Source organism: Pantoea sp. ICBG 1758 (assembly GCF_002928325.1).
Classification (GTDB): domain Bacteria; phylum Pseudomonadota; class Gammaproteobacteria; order Enterobacterales; family Enterobacteriaceae; genus Pantoea; species Pantoea eucrina.
In genome coordinates this window covers 129733-143927 of the sequence record NZ_POWL01000002.1, presented here as the reverse complement: position 1 = coordinate 143927, position 14195 = coordinate 129733, and the positions used below count along the sequence as shown (strand labels likewise).

At 52.7% G+C, this 14195-nt stretch carries 12 protein-coding genes; all 12 read right to left on the bottom strand.

Annotated features, from left to right (window positions below):
- Positions 1 to 5 precede the first annotated feature (5 nt).
- The gene (locus C1Y41_RS10330; RefSeq protein ID WP_071669206.1) at positions 6 to 260 is read right to left on the bottom strand and encodes a PAAR domain-containing protein; all 255 of its coding nucleotides are present in this window, start codon (positions 258 to 260) and stop codon (positions 6 to 8) included.
- A gap of 419 nt (positions 261 to 679) precedes the next feature.
- Entirely contained in the window at positions 680 to 1777 is a 1098-nt protein-coding gene (locus C1Y41_RS10325) for a T6SS immunity protein Tli4 family protein (RefSeq protein ID WP_104085405.1), read from the bottom strand.
- Positions 1774 to 3378: a triacylglycerol lipase gene (locus C1Y41_RS10320; RefSeq protein WP_104085404.1), complete on the bottom strand. Its 1605-nt coding sequence runs from the start codon at positions 3376 to 3378 to the stop codon at positions 1774 to 1776. Before C1Y41_RS10320 ends, C1Y41_RS10325 begins: the two co-directional genes overlap by 4 nt.
- Positions 3378 to 5903 (bottom strand): type VI secretion system Vgr family protein, encoded by a 2526-nt coding sequence (locus C1Y41_RS10315; protein WP_104085403.1) that lies wholly within the window; start codon positions 5901 to 5903, stop codon positions 3378 to 3380. Before C1Y41_RS10315 ends, C1Y41_RS10320 begins: the two co-directional genes overlap by 1 nt.
- Before the next feature lie 116 nt (positions 5904 to 6019).
- A complete protein-coding gene (locus C1Y41_RS19905) occupies positions 6020 to 6256 on the bottom strand; it encodes a hypothetical protein (protein WP_146065235.1) in 237 nt (78 codons plus the stop codon).
- Positions 6257 to 6289: 33 nt separating this feature from the next.
- Entirely contained in the window at positions 6290 to 6937 is a 648-nt protein-coding gene (locus tag C1Y41_RS10310) for a hypothetical protein (RefSeq protein WP_104085402.1), read from the bottom strand.
- Between the two features lie 6 nt (positions 6938 to 6943).
- Positions 6944 to 9547 (bottom strand): type VI secretion system ATPase TssH, encoded by a 2604-nt coding sequence (gene tssH, locus C1Y41_RS10305; RefSeq protein WP_104085401.1) that lies wholly within the window; start codon positions 9545 to 9547, stop codon positions 6944 to 6946.
- 135 nt (positions 9548 to 9682) lie between these two features.
- Entirely contained in the window at positions 9683 to 9991 is a 309-nt protein-coding gene (locus C1Y41_RS10300; RefSeq protein ID WP_039380466.1) for a hypothetical protein, read from the bottom strand.
- A gap of 54 nt (positions 9992 to 10045) precedes the next feature.
- Positions 10046 to 10537 carry an Hcp family type VI secretion system effector gene (locus tag C1Y41_RS10295; protein WP_039380468.1) on the bottom strand — a complete coding sequence of 164 codons (492 nt, stop codon included), beginning with the start codon at positions 10535 to 10537 and terminating at the stop codon, positions 10046 to 10048.
- A 19-nt stretch (positions 10538 to 10556) separates the two neighbouring features.
- Entirely contained in the window at positions 10557 to 12203 is a 1647-nt protein-coding gene (locus tag C1Y41_RS10290; RefSeq protein ID WP_199181691.1) for an OmpA family protein, read from the bottom strand.
- Positions 12203 to 12853 carry a type VI secretion system protein TssL, short form gene (gene tssL, locus C1Y41_RS10285; RefSeq protein WP_071669200.1) on the bottom strand — a complete coding sequence of 217 codons (651 nt, stop codon included), beginning with the start codon at positions 12851 to 12853 and terminating at the stop codon, positions 12203 to 12205. Before tssL ends, C1Y41_RS10290 begins: the two co-directional genes overlap by 1 nt.
- A complete protein-coding gene (tssK, locus tag C1Y41_RS10280) occupies positions 12850 to 14187 on the bottom strand; it encodes a type VI secretion system baseplate subunit TssK (RefSeq protein ID WP_039380472.1) in 1338 nt (445 codons plus the stop codon). Before tssK ends, tssL begins: the two co-directional genes overlap by 4 nt.
- Positions 14188 to 14195: the final 8 nt, after the last annotated feature.

The following is a 14195-nucleotide window of genomic DNA, read 5'->3' as shown; positions in this document are numbered from 1 at the left end:
CCTATCTATGCTACCTCCTCATTACGGAAACTAATAACGGTACAACCGCATTCACAGACGCAGCCGTGAACAACTACCTGAATGCCGTTATCGAATATCTTCGGGCTACCTTGCTGAATACGGTTAGTCCCATGCAGTGGGCATGATACCGTATCGCCTACTAACGCAACGCGCACGCCATTTATATACATCATCGAGGAAGCTGATATGACGCTACCACCATGCGTTGTAGCATCCCCCAGACAAGTCAAAGCTGGCATATATTAACCCTTTAATTTTATATAAGATTTATACTTAAAAAGAAAACCTAAAATATTCTGTTCTTGATTTTGAAGAGTAGCAAGACATATGCCCCCCGGGTGCAATTCACGATATTTAATTTATAAATTGCTCAGCAGATTAGATGGCTTGGTACACTGACACCCAGCACTGATCAAGGGTGAATATCTTCTATTTTTTGCAAAAAAATTCTTCTTTTGCACTGACTATTACAAACGTCATTTTGACTGTTAATGTGCAAAAAACAATGCAAATGTATATTGCAGAATTATTACCAGAGTTATATCCGGAACGTGCCATAAAAAAATAGATAATGGGAACTTTATATATCGATGTATTTATGAAGTTAATTTTATGTCTTTAAGCGTATAAGGAATATATTGCCATTCAGTTAAAAAATTTATTTTATAATTGCATTGGGACGAACGCGGATAGTATCAGTGATCTGCTGCCAGAGGGTAACCGCCTCAGCCTGCGTAAGCCGGCCTTCACCCTCCGTTCCTTCTTGCAGAAAATTAACAGACAGCACAGGGTGCAGAGGGGAGGCCGTTTTCTCATTAATACGAAGCAGGAAACGCAGCGCTTTCTGACCGCGGGTATTGCTGAGCATCCCTTCAGCAAGCCACTGCTCAGCATATAATCCACTAATATGGCGTCGCCCGCTGTGAATAGTAAAACCCTGGGCCTGTTTAATGTATGGCTCCATTATGGAGCGTCTTTCTAACAGAGAATCATCAGAAGCAGTATAATTATCACTGTCAAAATAAAACTTCATGTGGGGGTACTCTGAAGAGAGATAATGAACATTAACATCTTCATTTACTGGCTTCGTGCCATCTTTAATGAACAATTCAGGCAGGCAAAACCCGGGAGCCACAGGTATTTCATTCTCCTGCCTGGCAGAGATCCGCTTTAGTAGATCTGTCAGTTCAGAAATCTTTTGTGGAACATTATTTCCATATATTTCCGGGAAATCTTTGCGATCTTCATCATAGCGCGGCGATGCTCCGTTTCTGGCTTCCATTGTTGTTTCTATTGCCATACCATTTGTATACATATGTGCCTCAATAATTCGCGCAGAATCGTAAACCTGGGTACTCTCATTTCGCTCAAATATCACTCCTTCCATACCGTCTGGCAGAGAATAAACACCCTTAAGATAAGGCATATCTGCAGGCCTTAATGTTTTCTCAGCGCGTAACTCAGCCTCTCTTAATCGAATTTTTTGTTCAAACGCCGGGCGGTAGATACGCTTGTACTCTATCGGTGATTTTTCAATAAACGCCATAACACTATTATGGGTTGCAGTGAATGTGTCCGGCAGGTCAATCAGATAACGGCCGATACAGCGGGTGGTCATTTTGTGCGTAAAGTGCTTCACGTTTTTATGCTCCTCTTCGGTCAGCTTTATTTCCGGCTGCAGCCAGCTAGAGCAATACCAGCCGGCAAAAATTCCAGCCAGCAGTATTATTACTGCAATTGCTTTTTTTATACTCATTCATACCTCAGCGCGGTCTGCTGTATCTGCTGCACAATTTTTACCAGCGCCCGCAGGGTAAACTGCTGTGCAAGTCGGTGTTTAAACGCTGCTTCATGAGAAACCGAAACCTGAAAACTCGCCTGTAAATGATGCTCAGCAATCCTTCCCGAGCGTACCGGAACCGTGCCATCCCCTGACTCTTCAGCTGGCAAAATCTGGTAAGTCTGGTGAATACCCTTTGCCCAGCCGCTACCTGAAAGGGGAGAAGAAACGCTTCGCTTATCAAACATCTCGGTTTTATCTACCGCGCGTCCTGCAAGGCCGTCACGCTGGCGGTTACGGTTCAGCCATGCGTCAGCGCGACGTGTGTTAGCCCGCCAGCAAACATCGCCATAAGAACGATACGTTATTTCGGCGCTGTAGAATGCCCAGCTATGAGGATGATATTTCCCTGAGATCTCCTCAATAAAAGGCTGCACTTTTTCATTTAAGAGAATTGAAAAAATTTGCCAGTCTCTGTCGCGGTCTGCTGCAGTATGACTTTTGCCCGGGTTAATAAAATGATCTTCACATAGCCCCCACCACTTATCCCGCTGCAGATAGATTTCTTTGTAAGGATCGTTTTCCGGAAAAGCATAGGTAGTTTGATCATCGATAATCTTCAGCCAGCGCTGCCCGTAAGCTTTGCCTGGCAATAGCTGCAGGGGGCCTGGAGATTGTGAGAGCACCACAGTCATAAATTTGGCGTTTGCTCCTAAAGCATGTGCAGCCATTGCGCCGGTAAAATTATCGGTGCCGTTTTCATTTCCGGCTTTCATTCTGCGATAAGTGGCGGCAGCTCCCGCAGCCGGCATCACGCCATGTATTACGCCCAGTACTTTGTCCGCTTCACCACAGCATTGTGTATAGTGCCGGGCGACGAGCCCCCCCATTGAATGGGTAATAAGGATTACTTTCTCGCACAATCGGCCTTTCTGACGATAAAACCGAATTTGTTCATCAATGTAATTACCCAGGGCCATCGCAGACTCACTATTCGATTGCAGCCAGTTATATCCCATGGCAAATACCGGAAAGAGGTAACGGTAGGTCAGGTCTACTTCTTCCCGGGTCAGTGAAACATCACCTGACTCTGTTTTCAGAATGGATTGCAGCAGATTTGTACGTTCGCCAGATGGGCCATTATCAAAGTCGTTAAGTGCGTTTTGCAGCCAGTCAAGAAATGCGGCATAGCTGGTATATGCGACACTTCCCCAGCCGCGTTGCCGGCGATTTTTCAACAGATAAGGTTCTGTCTTCTCAATAATTTCGCCACCATCATCTACCTTTGTCCTGTCTGGATGCAGTTTTCTTTTCCTGGTTTCTGCATTCGCATTTTTCCAGTCCCAGAAAAATCGGATCTCATCGTCCAGTCGCCATATTTCTTCTCCGTTTTTATTTTTTAAGTTACTGCCCATAACGCCCGGGATAAATATAATTGGTATAATACGCTCAGGATAAAGCACACATTGCTGAACGATGTTTTCTCCTTTCGAAGTGCTGAAAAGTTGATAACAGGGGTTGCCATTGTCATCAAACGTTGGCTGAATTTTTAATGTCTTTTTTTTCTCAGACATCATTAACGTTCCTTGTTTAATGTTATGTTAACGCTGGCAATATCAGGAAAATCCTGCGGCGTCAGTTTTCCTGCGCTGTCAGAGTCTGAAGTGGTTTTTCCAAGGTCGCTACTGATCTCTCCTGGGCAGCTTTTTACCGCCTCCTCGCTGCCTGCCCGAATTATCTGGGAGTTAAGTTCATAATTACCCTGTTGCCAGGTATTGAACATTTCACCGGCACTCTGACCACCAAATTTTTGCCACACGGCTGCACGCTGAATAATTTTATCCGGAGCACCGCTCTCTACCTCACCATTTCCTATACGCAAATAAGCCCCGCTGCTGCCCACCAGCAAAATATCCTGTTTAGCGCGAATGGTGACGTTACCTTCACTGCTGCTAATGAGCACATCCTTCAGCGCATCCAGCGTCATTCCATCAGACTGAGCCTGAATCTCCACTTTTCCTTTCGCGGCAAAAAATTTAATTCCCAGCTTCTGAGCGAACAGGCTGATTGCTTCGCCTGCTGCTACTGTGAAATTTTTTAAAATGCTGAAATCAGTGTTTTTACCACTTGTGGCGATCAGGTTTTCGCCGGCGGTCAACTGCAGGCTTTTTGCTGTAGCCTGCGCGATGCCAGCGGGCGCTGAGAGTAAAAGCGCGGCTTGTTTTAGTTCGGTAAGTGCTTCGCTTAACAGCGACTTTTGGGTTTGTAAATCTGCCAGCTCAGCTGTCGCCGCCTCCGCTGCGCTGCGTAAGGACGCGGTTAATTGCTGTGCCTTATACAGTTCATTCACGGCATCTTGCATCGCCAGCATTTTTCCCTGCGCCTGAGGCTGCGCATCCGCGCTGATAAATACCCCTTTGCCACCGCGGATACTGATCCAGTTATCCGTCCGCAGTTCAGCCCCTTCACCACGAAGAACCCTGCTCGCGTCAACGTTATGCCCCAGATTCAGCTGCGTCTTCCCGCCATACTCCGTGCTGAGCTTGATGTGCTCCTCACCGCGCTTATCCTCCATGCGCAGCTTGTTAAAGCCTGCCGTACGGATGACGTTGCGCGTGCTGTTCTCTTCAGTGACGTGATCGACATGCCTTGAATCGTGTAACGCGTGCGCGATATAAGGCTGGTCCGGATCGCCTTCGCGGAACGCTATCGCTACCTCGGTGCCCTGTATAAGCGGGAAGTGGAAGCCGTACATATCGCCGCCGTACGGTTTCGCCAGACGCACCGGCATGCTCTCCAGACCGCGCTCCCGGCTCTCCTCGTCGGCGTCAAATACCACGCGGTATAATCCCGCGGCATCCTGCCAGGCGTAGATATCGTTATCTTTTGCGCTGGTCACGCGCGCCGTCATGGTGCCGCTGACTTTTGGGCGTTCAGGTAAATCGGGACGCCAGCAGAGGGTTTCACTATAGGGAACGGCGCTAAGCGTTACGCGCATTGCTGACTTTCTGCTGGCAACAAACCCCAGTCTGACCATAACAAGTGGATTGAGAAGCTGTTCCGGCAAAGAAGGGGGAATATTATTATCGGTTACAGTAATAACCTGCCCTGCAGCAAGGCCAGGATCGCTGCTTGTACCCACGATAACAGACTGAGCAGCCAGAAACCGTTCGTGATCGAGTTGCGCATAGAAGTTGGCGGTTTCTGCGGAGGGAAACATTTTATCGCCTGCCTGAAGATGTCGGGCGCGATAATGATAAGCTTTCCCGTAATTTATTTTGTCGCCATCCCCCCGCATCATATCTGCTTCTTCAGAACGCAAAATATACTGAGCTGTGCGATGATTATAATCTTTCGTCGTCACGCTTTTTTGTACAATATGATGCTGCTGGTTTAAGCCCCAGACTGAGTCGATGCCTCCATCCTCCATGCCTGAGGGTGTGGTGAACAGTAATACTTTTCCCGCTTCAAATGCTGCCTGACTATCGCCAAAATGAATAACCTCAGTACATACTTCTTCCTGCAACCGGAAATAGTAGAAAATCCCGACTTCAGCTAATATCCGCTGGATAAAAGCAAGGTCGCTTTCCTGATACTGATTAATTTGTTCACGCCTCGGATAATCCCGCTTCAGGCTGAATTGATATTGCCAGCTCTCCAGTCCATGCTCTGCTAATATCTGAGAAACGACTTCAGTAACGGATTTATTAACAAAAAAACGATGAGTGCGAAAATTTTTATCAAGTAATGCAATGAAGGGTTTTATCTCCACTTCATACAAAACCTGATCGACGGAGCTTTGCAGGCGTCGAAAACCTGTGACAATGCCATGCACAGTTTTTCGCGTTTTCAAAGGCAGCATTTTATCCCGCGCACCTGGCATGTCGTACATATACAGCCAGATATGTTTACGTAGCACTTTCTGAGAAGGAATATTTGATTTGTCACTGGTAAACCTGATTGTATAGCGATAGATTTCACTCAACCCCTCCTGAGCATCAAATTCTTCGACATCCATCTGAAAGAGGCAGTCAGGAATTTCCAGATGAAATCGATTGAGTGAAAGCGGAGAAGATTTAATGAGATTATTATAAGAGACCATTTATCCTCCATGATAAGATCAATTCCCACCGGGGGTGTCTGTGTGCTTCCATAGCCGGTGGAAAAACGCAGGTCAGCTAAAGTGTTTAAATAATTAAATTTCCGCATGAGAAAAACTTAATAGTGAATATCAAATTCATTATGCATTTTTTCAAAGCTAAATTTAATCAAACTATAACCTGCATATACCAGCAAGAACAAAATAGCAATTATGACATAGCGATAATCGCTATTTGAAAAGAAAACATACCAGATTGACATAACCAAACCTGTCGCCATCAGCATTGAGCCTATTGCCCTGACAGCGAGTGATGCCAAAGTTAAGCCTATGCGTTTTATCAAAGAATTTTTCATGACTCCTCTTACCATACTCTCAGGCAGATAAAATTAACCTTTTAAACCATTAAAAAAATGTCTACATAACTCGTCAAACTCAAGAGGGTTTTCTTTATGTATATTGCAGGCTCTTTCAAAGGGAGCAACAGTATCTTTAACAACAAAATAGAGTAAATCCAGATTACCCATGCGTCTTAGTCTGGAGTAAATGACCGGATTAGCTGACTCAAGATTTCTTGATGTATAAATTGCTCTCGATGCTTCGCTACCAAGGTATAATAGTGAGCCAATTATCGTGCCAGAGAATATAGCATTTGTAGCATTAGCTGTCAGAGCACGTCCCAGATTGACACCTGTCAGATGGGAGAAAGACAATCGGCCCATAATATTAACGCCAGTTTTGTCTGCAACATCCCTTACCTTTTCAAAATTGATTCTTGAAGTAAAATCATCAATAAAAACGCTGACGATTTTCTCAACAACCTCTTTTCTGAAAACGCCCTGCTTAACTAACTCTGCTATCCGATATTTATCGTTACTGTTATTTCTGCGACGTTCAGTATCTATGTAATCATAACTCAGGTAAGCCATGCTCACCGAAAAAGAAATAAATCCTTTGGTGAAATTCACCAATAGTCCTGAGTCATCAAGATTAATCGCATCAAGCATATCTCTGGCAATATTTTTTGTACTGCCCATAAGTTACTATTCTCTAAACACCAGCACGAAACCTTCATCTTCTGTCCACGTCATAGATAGCTGCTGCGGACAAGAGCCCGCCGCCTGCCAGGCGAGGATTTGCCTGCTCACAACCGGCAAAATCTGCTGGCTGAGCAGGCTGTCAACGTTGCGCGCGCCGGTATCCGGCAGCAGGCAGGCGGCGGTGAGGGCATCACAGAGCGCGTCTGTGATATCCGTATGCAGGCCGTAGTGACGCTGCAGGCGATCTCTGACCTTCTCAAGCTTCGTTTCAACGATGATACGCATCGTGTCACGGCTCAGCGGGCGGTAAATTACCGTCTGGAAGCGTGCCAGCAGTGCCGGCTGGAAATGGTCGCGGATAATCGGGCGCAGCAGTTGCTGCAGATCCGCCTCGCTGGCGTCCGGCTGTTCACTGAGCAACCGCATTAGCGCGTCGCTGCCGAGATTGGAGGTCATCAGGATAACCGTATTGCGGAAATCAATTTCCCGTCCCTCGCCGTCGCGCATAAAGCCCCGGTCAAATACCTGATAAAACAGGTTAACCACGTCGCGGTGCGCTTTCTCCACCTCATCAAGCAGGATCACACTATACGGGCGCTGGCGCACTGCTTCGGTCAGTACGCCGCCCTGACCATAGCCCACGTAGCCCGGCGGCGAGCCCTTGAGCTGGCTCACCGTATGCGCCTCCTGGTACTCGGAGAGATTAATGGTGATCAGCGACTTTTCGCCGCCGTACAGCGTGTCAGCCAGCGCCAGCGCCGTCTCTGTCTTACCAGTTCCGCTGGTGCCCACCAGCAGAAACACGCCCAGCGGGCCGTTCTCAGCGGTCAGGCCGGTTTTCGACGCCCGCAGTCGCTGTGCGATGGCATTCAGCGCTGCCGGCTGTCCTGCCACGCGGGTTTCCAGCGTCTTTTCCAGTGTCAGCAGCGCCGTCTGCTCATTCTTCATTAAGGAAGAGATCGGTACACCGGTCCAGTCGGCAATGACGCCCGCTACCGTACGCGCGTCTACGTCCAGCGTGATCAGCGGCTCACCCTGCTGCAGCGTCTGCAGGGCAGAGTGTAACGTGCCACGCCTGACGTTCTGCGTTGTGTCCTGACGACAGGCCAGTAGCGTCTCCATCATTTCGCGCTCGGCCTGGTAACGCAGCTCCAGCTGTTCAAGGCGTTCCTCAGCGCGGGCCAGCTCGCTCAGAATGTCATGCATGCGCCCTGCCTGAACGGGAGCGCCCAGCGCTTCATCATCCAGAATGGCGCGTTTCTCAACGTTCAGCGCGTCCGTGCGGGCACGTAACCGCGTGATGGCTTCCGGCACCGTATCCTGACTCATACGTACGCGGGCGCTCGCGGTATCCAGCAGGTCTACTGCCTTATCAGGCAGCTGTCGTCCGGTCAGGTAACGCCGGGAAAGCGTAACGGCCGCGCGGACGGCGGCATCGCTAATATGTACGTCATGATGCTTTGCGTAACGCGATTTCAGGCCTCTGAGCATCAGGCAGGCAGTTTCATCATCCGGTTCATCGACTTTTATCCTCTGAAAGCGACGCTCCAGCGCGGCGTCCTTTTCAAAATACTGCTTGTACTCACTCCAGGTGGTAGCCGCGATAGTACGTAGCTCGCCACGCGCCAGCGCGGGTTTGAGCAGGTTAGCCGCATCTGCGCCACCGGCCTGATTACCGGCACCGATGAGGGTGTGCGCTTCGTCAATGAATAGCAGCACCGGCTGCTCCGCCTGCTGTATCTCAGTAATGATGGTTTTGAGGCGCTGCTCAAACTCGCCCTTTACGCCCGCCCCCGCCTGCAGCATACCGAGGTCAAGCGTGCGCACGCTGACCGTGCTAAGACTCTCCGGCACGTTGCCTTCGGCAATGCGCAGCGCCAGCCCTTCCACCAGCGCAGTTTTACCCACGCCCGGCTCGCCCACCAGAATCGGGTTGTTCTTGCGGCGGCGGGAGAGAATATCCACCATCTGGCGGATTTCATTATCGCGCCCGTATACCGGGTCGATCTTTCCGTCGCGCGCATCAGCAGTCATGTCGCGGGTAAAGCGGCATAGCGCCTCTGAGGCAGCGGGTTTTTTTTCTCCGGGAAGATCGGACGGCTGAACGGTGATATCCGGTATACGCTGCGGCTCCGCCTGGTTTTCATCCGATTGCGCATCCAGCAGCGGGCGCAGCGCCGTTATCCGGGGCCGATCCAGGGTAAGAACCGGCCAGAGTGCAGCACAGCACATCAGCCCGTGATGATCGGCCATGGCGAGCAGCAGGTGCAGGCTGCGGATACGCTCCTCCCCGGCCATCGAGGCAGCCAGCCAGGCCTCCTTTAGCAGATGGTGCAGACGGGCCGACAGCGCTGGCCGGCCACACACCTGACGTGGCCGATCGTTGAGAAAGCTCAGCAGATCCTGCCAGACGTCATCCATGTCCCACTCGTAGCGACGCGCGATGACCGTGATGTCCCCTTCTCCCTGCTCCAGCAGTTTAAGCAGCCAGTGCTCAGGTAAGATTTCTGCATGTGCGCGGATCTGGCACAGTGAGGCAGCGGCCTCCAGCGCACGCGCGCAGAAAGGGTTAAGCCGGCGCAGCAGCGCTGCAGACGCATGTTCCATATATTTTCTCTCCGTTTCAGGCACGCTACCGCCCCTGGCCGTTCACCGAGGCCCATAAGGCTTAAAAACAGGATTGGCTGAGCGCTGGTGTAAAAACGCTCACTGAACGTGGCGACAGGTGTCGCCACAGAGGGGTTAAAAACTGTGGCCGAGGTGCTCTCTTTTATTGATATCAATTGGCCGGGTGACGCTGTTATCCAGAATGACGTGCCAGCAGGAGCTGCCCGTATCCGGTTGCAGTGTCATATGCCAGCGGGCATCACCGCCGCCATTTGGCCCCGCTTTCCGGTGTGGTCCGGCAATCACCTTGAGCGTACCGCTGCAATAAGCATCATTAAGCTGAGAATCGATGGCACACGCTTTTTCAATCAGGCGTTCCGTATAGTTCTTGCTGAAACGCGGATCTTTCTGCCAGTTGGTCGCCCAGTTAGCGAGATGCGACATAACGCCTCCATTTGCAGGTGCTCAGAGCACAACGCCCTGAGCAGGGTGAATCAGTTACGCGGTAGCGCGTTCGCTCCAGGAATCGGAGTGGATGATGTTGCCTTCTTTATAGGTCCAGGTGATCTTTTCGTAGCGCAGCTCAACGTGCTCCAGATGGTTGTGCTTCTCCTTTGCCGGATCTTTGGTGTCGTGCATCACCGGATTCACCTTCACCACCTTCACGTTCTCAAGCTTTGTGTTGAAGTACTCAACTTCCTGACCCGCGTCGTTGATGCGATACCATTTGAACTCCGCCGATTTCAGAGTCTGTCCGGTGGTTACCGCTTTGTAGAGATACGGGCTTGACGCGTCGATTTCTTTAGTGAGCAGAAAGGGCGTATGAATACGAGTGCCGGTCAGCTTGCCGGTATTGTTGTCGGTAGGGATGTACAGGTTATGCTCCTGTGCCACCACCTCAATGCTGCCCTCGCGACTCTTCACATCTACAGACCCTTTGATGTCCGCTCCGCCATCATTCTTCAGCCACAGATAAACCGGAATTGCCATGGTATTGCTCCTTTTCAGATTAAGAATGGCCATCATCCTGTGATGACCGGGTGAGTCCGTCCGCTACGTGACAGGCGTCAGCCTGCGGTACCAGACTGATTTCGACGCGACGGTTACGCGCGCGACCCGCCGCGGTGTCGTTGGCGGCAAGCGGGCGGTCATGACCGTAACCCTGCACCGCAAAACAGCTCTCCGGCACGTCGCCGGTGTCGCGCATCCAGTTGCGCACGGCTTCCGCGCGTCTCAGTGAAAGCAGCTGATTAGCTTGTGCACTGCCGGTACTGTCGGTGTGGCCGGCTATCACAATCAGCCAGCCGGGCCGGGCTTTGATATTCACCAGCGCGTGGAGCAGCACCTTGCCGGAATCGGTTTTTAGCGTTGCCCTGCCCGATTCAAATAGCGACAGGCTGTCAAGGCGCACCGTTTCTGGCCCCTGTACGACCTGCCGGATAACCGGGGCCGGCGGCGGGGGCGGTGCCCAGCGGTGTATGGCCGCATTCACCGGTGCGGTCAGCCGCATGCCCTGATAGAGCCCCATACCAAACCGCATCGGCTCACCGCTGCGCTGCCACTCATCCAGCAGCGCGCGATCGCGGATAAGCGCATTGCGCGCAAGGGTTTTCGCCGCAATGGCGTCATCAGGCAGGCTGCGCCACAGGTCAAGGTGATCGGTCACGCTCTGTATGAGGCGCTGGTTGTGAATGAAAGAAAAAAGCATGGCGAGTGCCAGAAACAAACCCAGCATCAGGCCAGCTATGCGCAATTTGCGTAGCCAGCGGCTGATCCCCGGCCGCCGCGCCAGGCCGGACAGAAGGCGATCCGGCAGCGGTAGTGAAAGCGGGGATTCGTTGTTTTCAGATGAAAGCGTGGTCAGCCCGGCAACATGCTGCTGCCACAGGTTGTCCGCCAGCGCCGGCGACGGCGTCAGGCAGAGACCGATCTGGCAGGGGCGCGCTGAGTGCGAAGCGGCAAACTGCCCCGCATACCACTGCATCACGCTTTGCAGCCTGAGCGCGTGGTGAACAGAGTGCGCATCCTGTGCTGCCCATTCACTCAGTGAAAGGCGGGCACGTTTGTCCGGATGAAACTGCAGCTCTGGATGGTCGGCCGTCAGGCTGAACCAGTATGTGCCGCTATCCCCGGACGAACTCCATATCACCGTCCGGAGCGGCGGCAGTCCGCTCAGCACGCGGCGGCACTGCAGATATGCCCGCAGCCACACGCACTGCTGCTGTGTAAATATCTCTGCGGAGGTGTGCAGTCCGGGGACGATTGCCAGCATTACTGACAGCTGCGGCATCAGTGACGGAGAGTGAAGAGCCAGCCGTTCCGCCAGCGCGGATAACTCACCGGGCTGGCGAACGTTCAGATACCATCCCTGCCCGCTCTCATGGTGGTCCCGCTCGCCAAACAGCAGCGCGGTGTCTCCTGTCACGAGGATCACCGGCCGGCGCCAGGTTTCAGGTGGCAGGCTGGCATCTGCAGCAGAGTGACTGTCAGAGGTGGACCGCTGCAACCGCCACAGAATAAACGCAGATACCAGCAGTATCAGTCCGCAGAACATCGCCCTGTTCAGCGGCTTCAGACCCCAGTACTCCACTACCAGCAGCAGGGCAAGTCCGCTCCCCAGCAGCACCAGGCCCTGACGTGAATCGGGTCGGAACATTACTGCGCCCCCGCAATGTGCGACACCATATCTGCCAGCGCTGACTCCAGCACGAACCAGAGTCCGGCGAGCAGCATCACGGCCACTCCCCAGCTCAGCCAGTAAACGCGGCGTCCGGTGCGCAGACCTGCGGGCCGGATAACCAGCGGTGCATCTTCCGGCAGCGTAAACGGCGGCACCCGCGCAGCCAGCGCATTCACCACATCCTCACGGCGTTCATCATCCTGAGCGCGATAGTGCCCGACGAAACCCAGCTGCAGCGTGCGGTAAAAGCAGGTCAGGACAGCGATCTCCGGCGCTGGCTCATGCAGCACGGTACGGATGCGATCCCATAACGCTTCCCCGCCGTTCAGGGAGCCAAAAAAACGCACCTGCAGCGGATCACGGCTCCAGCGAGCCCAGCCATCATCCTGAACTCCCCGGTTCAGTACCGCCTCATCCAGCAACACGCAGAAGGCATATAACATATGGTCGCAGCTGGCCTCGCTGACTCCGGCTTCTGACAGCGCTTCACGGGCTGACTTGACCCAGTTAACCGCCTCACGATAGAGCGCGTCTCCGTTTTCAATTTGCTGCCCGCCTCGCAGCTGGCTTACCATCAGCCAGCCCTGAAAAAAGAGTCGTTCCGTCAGTTTGTTAAGATTATTCATGAGCGCAGCACCGCGTAGAGTTCCAGCTTCAGCTCACCCAGCGATTCCGGGGTATAAAAAGTACAGCCGCCGGAGGCAAGCATCGCCTTCGCCGCATCCGTTGAAAGATCCAGCGCAAAGTACTGGTTCTCAAGGCGCAGCGGAATAGCCGCAGGCACATGGGCTAGCGGGCGGATGGTCATACCGCTCAGGGCAATATTCACCACTTCAGAAACGTCAGCGTGGCTGCCAGCCTTGCACAGCAGCGGAAAACGCGCCTGAAGTTCGTGATTTGGCAGAGACGATCGAACAGAGAGATAAAAATCGGCCCCTTCGCGCAAACGGGCATCGTGCAGCTTTCCCTTCCACAGTACGCCCTGATTCTCCAGCTCAATGGCGATAACACGGGAAGGCAGACTCGCCTCCAGCAGCGTGTCCAGTAGCATAAAGAGCGGCGGGAAAACCTGCTCCGGCAGCTCATGCCGGTAGCGTGGGATCTCATCCGGCGTATTGCTGAGGGAAAACGTCAGCAGGCTGCCTGCCAGCCGCACCAGCTCGCGATAAAGCAGTTCAGGATGACGTGACGGCGCGTGGTGCAGCTCTGTCAGTACCGGATCGGCGCTGTTCAGCGCATTCAGCAGCCAGAACAGAGAAACGTCGGATACGGCAAAGTCCGCCATACGCTCATTGCTTTCGCGGCGCAGCTGCATCAGATGCTGACGCCGCGCCTGCAGGCGGTGCAGCAGGTCACCCAGCCCCGTAACCAGCGCCGGACAGGCAGTCAGTGCCAGCATGGGCGGGATAAATGCCGCGTCGCGTACCCACTCTCCCTGCGCATTGCGCTTAAGACGGGCTACCGGACAGGTCAGATATGCAGCGTTTTCTTGATGCGCCAGCCGCAGCCGCAGGGCATAACGCTGCACCGCAATCTCCGTGATCTCATGACCGGCCAGTTCCTGCACGCGCTCCCGGGCGGCGACCCAGCGGCGCGGACGCTCGCTTTCGGCATCGTTGACCAGATTACCGCCGCTTGCGTTGATGAGCGGTAATGCCAGCACCACCTCCACACAATCCCGATCTGTGACGTTCGTTAAGTCACAAACTGGCGGAAGCGCATCAGCCAGGCGGGTATCAACCAGCGTGCCATCGGTAAAACGGACGGCAATGCGCGTCGCATTCAGTTTTGAGAGTGCCAGCGCGCCGTCATCGAACTCTGCACACAGCACTCCCCATGGATGAGCCAGCGTCATACCTGCGACGGTACCGGCCACATGCGCGTCCCACATCGCCTGCTGCTGGAACTGCTGCGGCGTCAGAAACGCGCCCTCTTCCCATAACGGACGGTAAATTTTCATTCCGGATG

Coding starts and splice junctions, on each gene's coding strand:
- C1Y41_RS10330 (WP_071669206.1), bottom strand. CDS start 260: ATGCCAGCTTTGACTTGTCTGGGGGATGCTACAACGCATGGTGGTAGC.
- C1Y41_RS10290 (WP_199181691.1), bottom strand. CDS start 12,203: ATGTTCCGACCCGATTCACGTCAGGGCCTGGTGCTGCTGGGGAGCGGA.
- C1Y41_RS10320 (WP_104085404.1), bottom strand. CDS start 3,378: ATGATGTCTGAGAAAAAAAAGACATTAAAAATTCAGCCAACGTTTGAT.
- C1Y41_RS10325 (WP_104085405.1), bottom strand. CDS start 1,777: ATGAGTATAAAAAAAGCAATTGCAGTAATAATACTGCTGGCTGGAATT.
- tssK (WP_039380472.1), bottom strand. CDS start 14,187: ATGAAAATTTACCGTCCGTTATGGGAAGAGGGCGCGTTTCTGACGCCG.
- C1Y41_RS10300 (WP_039380466.1), bottom strand. CDS start 9,991: ATGTCGCATCTCGCTAACTGGGCGACCAACTGGCAGAAAGATCCGCGT.
- tssL (WP_071669200.1), bottom strand. CDS start 12,853: ATGAATAATCTTAACAAACTGACGGAACGACTCTTTTTTCAGGGCTGG.
- C1Y41_RS19905 (WP_146065235.1), bottom strand. CDS start 6,256: ATGAAAAATTCTTTGATAAAACGCATAGGCTTAACTTTGGCATCACTC.
- C1Y41_RS10310 (WP_104085402.1), bottom strand. CDS start 6,937: ATGGGCAGTACAAAAAATATTGCCAGAGATATGCTTGATGCGATTAAT.
- tssH (WP_104085401.1), bottom strand. CDS start 9,547: ATGGAACATGCGTCTGCAGCGCTGCTGCGCCGGCTTAACCCTTTCTGC.
- C1Y41_RS10295 (WP_039380468.1), bottom strand. CDS start 10,537: ATGGCAATTCCGGTTTATCTGTGGCTGAAGAATGATGGCGGAGCGGAC.
- C1Y41_RS10315 (WP_104085403.1), bottom strand. CDS start 5,903: ATGGTCTCTTATAATAATCTCATTAAATCTTCTCCGCTTTCACTCAAT.